Source organism: Streptomyces sp. UH6 (assembly GCF_013421635.1).
In the GTDB taxonomy this organism is placed as follows: Bacteria; Actinomycetota; Actinomycetes; order Streptomycetales; family Streptomycetaceae; genus Streptomyces; species Streptomyces abyssomicinicus.
This window is the reverse complement of sequence record NZ_JACADT010000170.1, coordinates 1-8312: the sequence shown is the minus strand read 5'-3', so window position 1 is coordinate 8312 and position 8312 is coordinate 1. Positions and strand designations below refer to the sequence as shown.

Here is an 8312-nt window from a genome sequence, read left to right as displayed (position 1 = left end):
CGTTACCTGCCGCTCCCTACCGTCGTGTGCATGACCAGGGAAACGCGTAGCCGACCCCTCACAGCCACGACCGTACTGGTGATCAGCGCAGCCCTCACCGCGGGGGCGACCGCGCCCTCGGCGACCGGTGCCGAGCGGGTGTCGCCCACCCGGCTCCACGCCGTCTCCGCCGGCCCCGGCGGCACCGTGGTCCGGCAGTCCTTCGACGGCACCGCCCTTCCGGCCGGCTGGAAGCCGGTCAGCGGCACCTGGAAGGTGCGGGACGGCCGCCTCGTCGGCACCGGCGGCTCCCGCGCCCGGATCACCTTCGGCGCGCCCCTCACCGACTTCCGCTTCGAGGCCACCGCCCGGTTCGAGAAGGTGGCCGAGCCCACCCGCTGGTTCGCCCTCGGCCTCGACGTCCCGGCGAGCGGGGCCACCCCGTGGTGGATAGCCACCCTGCGCTCGGGGTCCACCGCCTCCAACGGCGTGGAGTTCGCACAGCGCACGACGGCCGGCACCTGGAACGTCACCGACACCGCCGCCGCCGTGGGCGCGGCCGGCACCGGCAAGGACGTGCGGGTGCGGGTGGACGTCCACGGCAGCAGGGCGGACTGGTACCTCGACGGGCGGAAGGTGCTGAGCACCGGCGCGCTGCGCCGCTCCGCGGACGGACGGCAGGCGCTGCTGGTGGACGGCGCGACCGTGTCGTTCGACGACGTCAGGGTCACCGCCCTCGCCCCGGCCAACCCGTATCTGCGGGCCGCCACCGGTCAGACGCTGGTGGTGGCGCACCGCGGGGCGTCGGCCGCGGCGCCGGAGAACACGCTGGCGGCACAGGAGCTGGCGCGCCGGGCGGGCGCGGACCTCATCGAGACGGACGGGCAGATCAGCAAGGACGGCGTCCCGTACGTCATGCACGACAGCACGGTGGACCGCACCACCGACGGGACCGGCGACCTCACCACCCTGACCTCCGCGCAGCTGGACGCGCTGGACGCCGGGTCGTGGTTCTCCCCCGGGTACGCCGGTGAGCGCGTCCCCACCCTGCGGGCGCAGGGCGCCGACCTCAAGGCGCGGGGCGGCAGGCTGCTGCTGGAGATCAAGCGGGCGGCGTCCAAGGACCAGGTGGCCCGGATGTTCGACGCGCTCCGCGCGGCGGGGATCCTGACCCCGGACCGGGTCTTCGTGCAGAGCTTCAGCAAGCAGCACCTGATCTGGGCGCGCGAACTGGCGCCCGGCCTGCCGCGCGGCTACCTGACGTCCACGCTGGACGCCGACCCGGTGGGGGTCGCCCAGGAACTGGGCCTGAGCGCGTACAACCCGAGCGCCACGGCGCTGGCCACCCGGCCGTCCGTGGTCGACGGCCTGCACCGGGCGGGGGTGGCCACGATGGTGTGGACGGTGGACCAGCCGGCGCAGTGGAAGACGCTGGAGTCGCTGGGCGTGGACGCGATCATCACCAACCGTCCCGCGGAGCTGGTGGCCTGGCAGGCGTCGCAGGACTGACGCGGCCCGCGGAGAGGGCGGGGCCCCGGCGTGTCGGACACGCCGGGGCCCCGGCCGGTGCGCCCGGCCGGGCCGGGCGCTCCGTCAGATGGTGGCCGTGTCGATGACGAAGCGGTAGCGGACGTCGGAGGCGACGACCCGCTCGTATGCCTCGTTGACGCGGTCGGCGGAGATCAGCTCGATCTCCGCGCCCAGCCCGTGCTCGGCGCAGAAGTCCAGCATCTCCTGGGTCTCGGCGATGCCGCCGATCATGGAGCCGGCCAGGTTCTTCCCGCCGCCGATCAGGGAGAAGAGCCCGATCGAGACGGGGTGCTCGGGGGCGCCCACGTTGACCAGGGTGCCGCCGGCCTTCAGCAGACCCAGGTAGGCGTTGAAGTCGACGTTGGCGGAGACCGTGGAGACGATCAGGTCGAAGGAGCCGGCCAGTTCCTCGAAGGTGCGGGGGTCGGCCGTCGCGTAGTAGTGGTCGGCGCCCAGCTTGAGGCCGTCCTCCTTCTTGCGCAGCGACTGCGACAGCACCGTCACCTCGGCGCCCATGGCGTGGGCGATCTTGACGGCCATGTGGCCGAGGCCGCCCAGGCCGACGACGGCGACCTTCTTGCCGGGGCCCGCGCCCCACTTCTTCAGCGGGGAGTATGTGGTGATGCCGGCGCAGAGCAGCGGGGCGGCGACGTCCAGGGAGAGTCCGTCGGGGATGCGCACGGTGTAGTTCTCGTCGACGACGATGTGCGTGGAGTAGCCGCCCTGGGTGATCTCGCCGTCGCGGCCCACGGCTCCGTAGGTGCCGACGTTGCCCTTGAGGCAGTACTGCTCCCGGCCGGCCAGGCACTGCTCGCACTCGCGGCAGGAGTCGACCATGCAGCCGACGCCGACGCGGTCGCCGGCCTTGAACCTGGTCACTCCGGAACCGACCTCGGTGACGACACCGGCTATCTCGTGGCCGGGGGTCAGGGGGAAGTGGGTCCGGCCCCACTCCTCGCGGACGGTGTGGATGTCGGAGTGGCAGATACCGGCGTACTTGATGTCGATCAGGACGTCGTGCTCACCGACCTCCCGGCGCTCGACGGTGGTGCGCTCCAGGGGAGCCTTGGCGGCGGGGGCGGCGTAGGCGGCGACAGAAGTCATGCCGGGTGGTTCTCCGGTTCCTCGGGTGTTCGGTTCTTCGGTTGTTCCGATGTGCGTTCCGGGCACGGGGGCGTGCCCCGCGCGACCGGTGCACTGTGCAACGTCCTCGGTGAGGCGTTCTATGCCCGTCTGCCCGGTCCTCGCGGTCGCCACCGCGTGCGGGGGACTTCCGCACGGACCCCGTGCCTTCCGAATGCTTTCCATTGAGCGGAAAGGTCGTATCGCGGCGGACGTGACCGAGGACACCCTCGTGCGACCACACGTGGGAACCGTTCTGCAGGTCTCTCTCTCCGCGAGCCGTGTTTCGGAGGCATCCATGACCACACCCACCTCGTCGTCCCGTGCGGCGCGCCCGCCGGGCACCCGGTCCCCCGGCCGTGCCGGAGGGAGCCGGGGCGGCGCCGGTACCAGCGGCGGCCGCAAGGCCGCGCTCGCCGCGTTCCTGGGCAGCATGCTCGAGTACTACGACTTCTTCATCTACGGGTCGGCCGCGGCCCTGGTGTTCCCCGAGCTGTTCTTCCCCTCGGGCAACGAGGCCGCGGGGGTCGTCTCGGCCCTCGCCACCTTCGGCGTCGGCTACGTCGCGCGGCCGGTCGGCGGGATCGTGCTCGGGCACTTCGGCGACAAGGTCGGCCGGAAGAAGATCATGATCGTCACGCTGCTCATGATGGGGGCCTCCAGCCTCGCCGTCGGGTTGCTGCCGACGTACGAGCAGGTGGGCATCGTGGCGCCGGTCCTGCTCGTGCTCGCCCGCCTCGGGCAAGGGCTCTCCGCCGGTGGCGAGGCGGCGGGGGCCAGCACCCTGACGCTGGAGCACTCCCCCGAGGGGCGCCGGGGCTTCTTCACCAGTTTCGCCATGTCCGGCACGATGGCCGGGATCGTGCTGGCCAACTTCGTGTTCATCCCGGTGGCGGCCCTCCCGGAGGACCAGCTGATGTCATGGGGCTGGCGGGTGCCGTTCTGGTTCAGCATCGTCATGATCGTGCTCGCCTACGTCGTCCGCCGGCGGCTGGACGAGACCCCCGTGTTCGAGGCGGAGGCGGCCGAGGACGACCTCGCGCCCCTCCCCCTGGCGGTCCTCTTCCGCACCCAGTGGGCCGATGTGCTCAAGGTCCTGTTCGCCTCGCTCTTCGCGGTGTTCCAGACCGTCTTCATGGTGTTCGGCCTGGCGTACGCCACCTCGGAGGAGGCCGGGCTGGAGCGGGAGACCATGCTGTGGGTGTCCGTGGTCGCCAACGCGGTGGCGGTGGTGGTGGTGCCCGCGGTGGCCGCGCTCTCCGACCGGGTCGGGCGGCGCCCCGTGTGGATCATGTCGGCCGTCAGCTGCTCGGTCCTGGTGTGCGGGTACTTCTGGGCGATCTCGACGGGCGACGTCCTGCTGGTGTTCGTGTTCGCCGTGCTGCTCAACGGCATCGCCTACTCGGGCATGAACGGCCTGTGGCCCGCCTACTTCTCCGAGCTCTTCGCCGCCCGCGTCCGCTACTCCGGCTTCGCGACCGGCAGTCAGTTCGGCTTCCTGCTGGCCGGTTTCGCCCCCGCCATCGGCTTCGCGGTGATGGGGGACGGCGTCGACGCCTGGGTCCCGGTCGCGGTCTTCGCCGCCGTGTGCGGCGCGGTGTCCGCGCTCGCCGTCCTGGTGGCGCGCGAGACCCACAAGGTCCCCCTGGCCGAGCTCGGGAAGCCGGCTCCGCGCCGCTGACCGAGCCCGACGGCGCGGCCCCACCCCCACCCCGTACGAAAGGAACCGGCATGCCGGTCTTCGCGGTCACCTACGCCTACACCGACGACACCGCACGACGTGACGAGCACCGCCCCGCCCACAAGGAGTTCCTGGGCAGGCTCGGCGATCAGGGGATCAACCTCTGCTCCGGGCCGTTCGGCGCCGGGGAATCGCCCGGCGCCCTGCTGCTGATCCGCGCCGGGTCCCGCGAGCAGGCGCTCGCGCACACCGAGGACGATCCGTTCCGGCTGCGCGGGCTGGTCGCCGACGTCACCGCACGGGAGTGGACGCCCGTGCTCGGGCGCCTCGCCGGAGAGTTCTGACCGGCCCGTGCCCGCCGGTCCGGGCACCGCGGACGCCGGGTCCGCGGTGCCCGGGCACCCGCCGCCTTGAGGGTCCCGCGTCCGCCGGCGCGGCCGCGGTCGGGTACACACGGGGAGAACAGGAACCGGGAACAGAAGGTGATCGTCCATGGCCAGGTCGGACTCCGGCGAGTCGGTCCTCACGCGCGCGATGCGGATCCTGCGGCTGTTCACGGCCGGCTCCCCCACCCTCACCGTCTCCGAGATCGCCCGGAACGCCGGCCTCCCCGTGGCGACGGCCCACCGGATGGTCAACGAACTCGTCGCGCTCGGCGCGCTCGACCGCGCCGACGGACGACGCGTGCGCATGGGGTACCAGCTGTGGGAGCTGGCGTCCCGTTCGTCGCGCGCCCTCGGCCTGCGGGAGGCGGCGATGCCCTTCATGGAGGACCTTCAGGCGGTGGTGAAACAGCACACCCAGATCGGGGTGCTGGAGGGCACCGACGTGCTCTACCTCGAGCGCCTGTCCGCGCGGGGCGCCGTCCGCAACATCACCAGGATCGCCGGCCGGCTCCCCGTCCACGCGACCTCCGCGGGACTGGTCCTGCTCGCGCACAGCCCGTCCGAGCTCCAGGAGGACGTCCTGTCGCGCCCCCTGGAGCGGTACACCGCCGGGACGGTCTCCGATCCGGCCAGGCTCCGCTCCCTGCTGGCGCAGGTGCGGCGCGAGGGCTTCGTCGTCGCGTCACAGATGATCAGCCGGGCGGGTACGGGCGTCGCCGCCCCGGTCCGGGACGGCGACGGCGACGTGGTGGCCGCGCTGTCGGTGGTGATCCCCTCCTCGGAGCCGAATCCCCGCACGCTGGTCCCCGCGCTGCTGGCGGCGAGCCGTGGCATCTCACGCTCCATGGGCGCCCGCGACCCGGGCGCCGACGTGCTCCGCAGTTACGGCCCGAAGCCACGTTCCCATTGAGTGGAAGGCGCGTTGTGGGCCGCGCCGGCCGCGCTGCACGCTGGGCGCACCGCCGGACCGGGACGGTCCGGCGGCCGCGCCGCCCCTCCCGGTGAGCCCCCACGACGCCGCCTCGCGGCGCGGCCGCCACCGGCTTCGGCGAACGCCGTCCCCCACGCATCCGGTCACGGGGACCACCGAGCGAAGGAGCACCACATGCACGCTGATCGGCCGCGCACGGGACGGGTCGCCGGAAAGGTCGCGATCGTCACCGGAGGCAGCGGCGACCTGGGTGCCGCCGTCGTCCGCATGCTCCACGCGCACGGCGCCACGGTCGCCAATCTGGACCGGGCGGCGCCCGCCGAGAACTGGGGCACCGACGCCGTGGCCGACTGGACGCTGGACATCACCGACGCGGCCCAGGTCGCGAGCACGGTGCGGCAGGTGACCGAGCGGTTCGGCGCACCCGACGTCCTGGTCAACGCGGCCGGGATCCTGGGACGTCCGGCCCCGTCGCACGAGTCGACCGAGGACGAGTTCGACGCCGTCTTCGGCGTCAACGTCAAGGGCACCTGGCTGACGACCAAGTACGTCGTGCCGTCCATGATCGAGCGAGGCGGCGGCAGCATCGTGAACTTCTCCTCGATCCACGGCCTCACGGGCGGCGGCAACGTGCCGCTCTACCACGCCTCCAAGGGCGCGGTCCGGCTGCTGACCAAGGCGGACGCCGTCGTCTACGGGCCGCACGGGATCCGCGTCAACTCCGTCCACCCCGGCTCCATGGCCACCAGGATGAGCCGCTCCTCCGCCGAGCGGAGCCCGCTGGGCGCCGAGGAGTACTACCGGCAGCTGGTCTCGGGAAACCCGATCGCCCGCCAGGGCGCACCCGAGGAGATCGCCTACGCGGTGCTGTACCTCGCCTCCGACGAGTCGTCGTTCACCACGGGCACCGAGCTCGTGGTCGACGGCGGCTACACCGCCCACTGAACTCCGCACCCGAGTCACACCCGTACCCGAGAGAAGGTGGACTGACATGAGCAAGCAGACCTACGAGTGCGACGTGCTCGTCATCGGCTCCGGCGCCGCCGGGGTCTCGGCCGCGCTGAAGGCGAAGCAGCAGGGCCTGGACGTGCTGGTCGTCGACAAGGAGCCGTACCTGGGCGGCACCACCGCCGTCTCCGGCGGCTGGCTGTGGGTCCCCGGCAACCGGCAGGGCGTCGCCGAGGGCGACACCCGGGAGGAGGCCGAGACCTACATCAGGGCGCTGGCGGGCGACTCCTACGACCCGGAGGCGGTCGGGTCCTTCCTGGACCTGGTGCCCGAGGCGCTGGACTTCTTCGAGAACGAGGCCGGCGTCGAGTTCCACTACCCGCAGACGGCGCCGGACTACCAGATGGACACCCCGGGCGCGCGGAAGTCGGGCCGGGCCCTGACGGTGAGCAGGGCCGGCGGCCGGATGCTCGGGAAGAACCGGCTGCGGGTCCAGCCCTACCTGTACACGTACACCGTGTTCGGCTACATGCCGGAGATCGGACCGGACATCGCCACGTTCCTCAAGGCGAACCGTTCCCTCAAGGCGTTCCTCTACGTCCAGCGGCGGGTGATCAGGACCTGGGTGGAACGGCTGCTGTTCCGCCGGGCGTTCACCCGCACCAACGGCAACGCGCTGATGACCCGCATGCTGGCGAGCGCCGGCGACCTGGGCATCCCCCTGTGGACCGACGCCAAGGTCACCGAGATCCTCAAGGGCGACGACGGCGTGGTGAACGGCGCCGTGCTCACCGGCGCGCGTCCGGGTGTCGTGCGCGCCAGGTACGGCGTGGTCCTGGCGGCCGGCGGCTTCTCCGGCAACGCCATGCTGCGCACCCGGACCTTCCGGCACGACCCGCGGGGCGACGACCACTTCACGCCCACCATCGGCCACCAGGGCGACAGCTACTTCCTGGCCGAGCGGCACGGCGGTGTGCTCGACACCCGGCCGCACCAGCCGGCGTCCTGGGGCCCGGTCACGGTCTGGAAGAACCTGCGCGGGCAGGACCGCGTCTTCCCGCACCTGCGCGCGTTCGGCCTCCCCGGCCTGATCGCGGTCAACCGCAAGGGCGAGCGGTTCGCCAACGAGTCGTTCTCCTACCACGACTTCGGTGTGGAGATGATCAAGGAGGACGCGGGCGAACGCGACACCTTCGGCTGGATCGTCGCCGACCGGAAGGCCATGCGCACCTACGGCATCGGCTACGCCAAGCCCTGGCCGCTCCCCACCTGGTACTACAAGAAGGTCGGTTACCTCGTCGAGGGCTCCTCCGTGCAGGACCTGGCCGACAGGATCGACGTGCCGCCCGCCGCGCTGGAGCGCACCCTGGCCGAGTTCAACGCCGACGCGGCCGAGGGGCGGGACGGGAGGTTCCAGCGTGGTTCGAACTGGTTCCACCACTTCAAGGGCGACATGGAGCACAAGCCCAACCCGAACCTCGCCCCCATCGACAAGGCGCCCTACTACGCCGTGAAGATCCAGATGGGCGACCTGGGCACCTACGCCGGGCTGGCGGTGAACGGCCGCTCGGAGGTCGTCACCTCGGAGGGCGAGGCGGTGCCCGGCCTCTACGCCGTCGGCACCGCGGCCGTCAGCGTCTTCGGCGGCGGCTACCCGGGATACGGGGCCAACATCGGCCCGGCGATGGTCTTCGGCTACCAGGTCGGCAGGGACATCGCCCGGCACGCCGCGGAG

General features: G+C 72.2%; 7 protein-coding genes. 6 read left to right on the top strand and 1 reads right to left on the bottom strand.

All coding sequences use genetic code 11. From position 1 onward, the window contains the following. The first annotated feature begins 78 nt into the window (after positions 1-78). On the top strand, positions 79-1488 hold the full coding sequence (locus tag HW445_RS11605; RefSeq protein WP_308798901.1) for a glycerophosphodiester phosphodiesterase family protein: 1410 nt from the start codon (positions 79-81) through the stop codon (positions 1486-1488). Positions 1489-1572: 84 nt separating this feature from the next. Here HW445_RS11605 and HW445_RS11600 read toward each other — a convergent pair whose 3' ends face one another. After that, on the bottom strand, positions 1573-2613 hold the full coding sequence (locus HW445_RS11600; protein WP_180220946.1) for an NAD(P)-dependent alcohol dehydrogenase: 1041 nt from the start codon (positions 2611-2613) through the stop codon (positions 1573-1575). Between the two features lie 316 nt (positions 2614-2929). On the opposite strand from HW445_RS11600, the gene HW445_RS11595 reads away from it, so the two are divergent. The 5 genes from HW445_RS11595 to HW445_RS11575 all read left to right on the top strand — a co-directional run. Further along, positions 2930-4312, top strand: a complete 1383-nt coding sequence (locus HW445_RS11595) for an MFS transporter (RefSeq protein ID WP_180220945.1) — start codon at positions 2930-2932, stop codon at positions 4310-4312. Between the two features lie 50 nt (positions 4313-4362). Beyond that, entirely contained in the window at positions 4363-4656 is a 294-nt protein-coding gene (locus HW445_RS11590) for a YciI family protein (RefSeq protein ID WP_180220944.1), read from the top strand. 148 nt (positions 4657-4804) lie between these two features. Next, the gene (locus HW445_RS11585; protein ID WP_180220943.1) at positions 4805-5608 is read left to right on the top strand and encodes an IclR family transcriptional regulator; all 804 of its coding nucleotides are present in this window, start codon (positions 4805-4807) and stop codon (positions 5606-5608) included. Between the two features lie 195 nt (positions 5609-5803). Continuing rightward, positions 5804-6574, top strand: a complete 771-nt coding sequence (locus HW445_RS11580; protein ID WP_180220942.1) for an SDR family NAD(P)-dependent oxidoreductase — start codon at positions 5804-5806, stop codon at positions 6572-6574. A gap of 46 nt (positions 6575-6620) precedes the next feature. Continuing rightward, on the top strand, positions 6621-8312 hold a 1692-nt coding region (locus HW445_RS11575), incomplete at its 3' end, for an FAD-dependent oxidoreductase (RefSeq protein ID WP_180220941.1).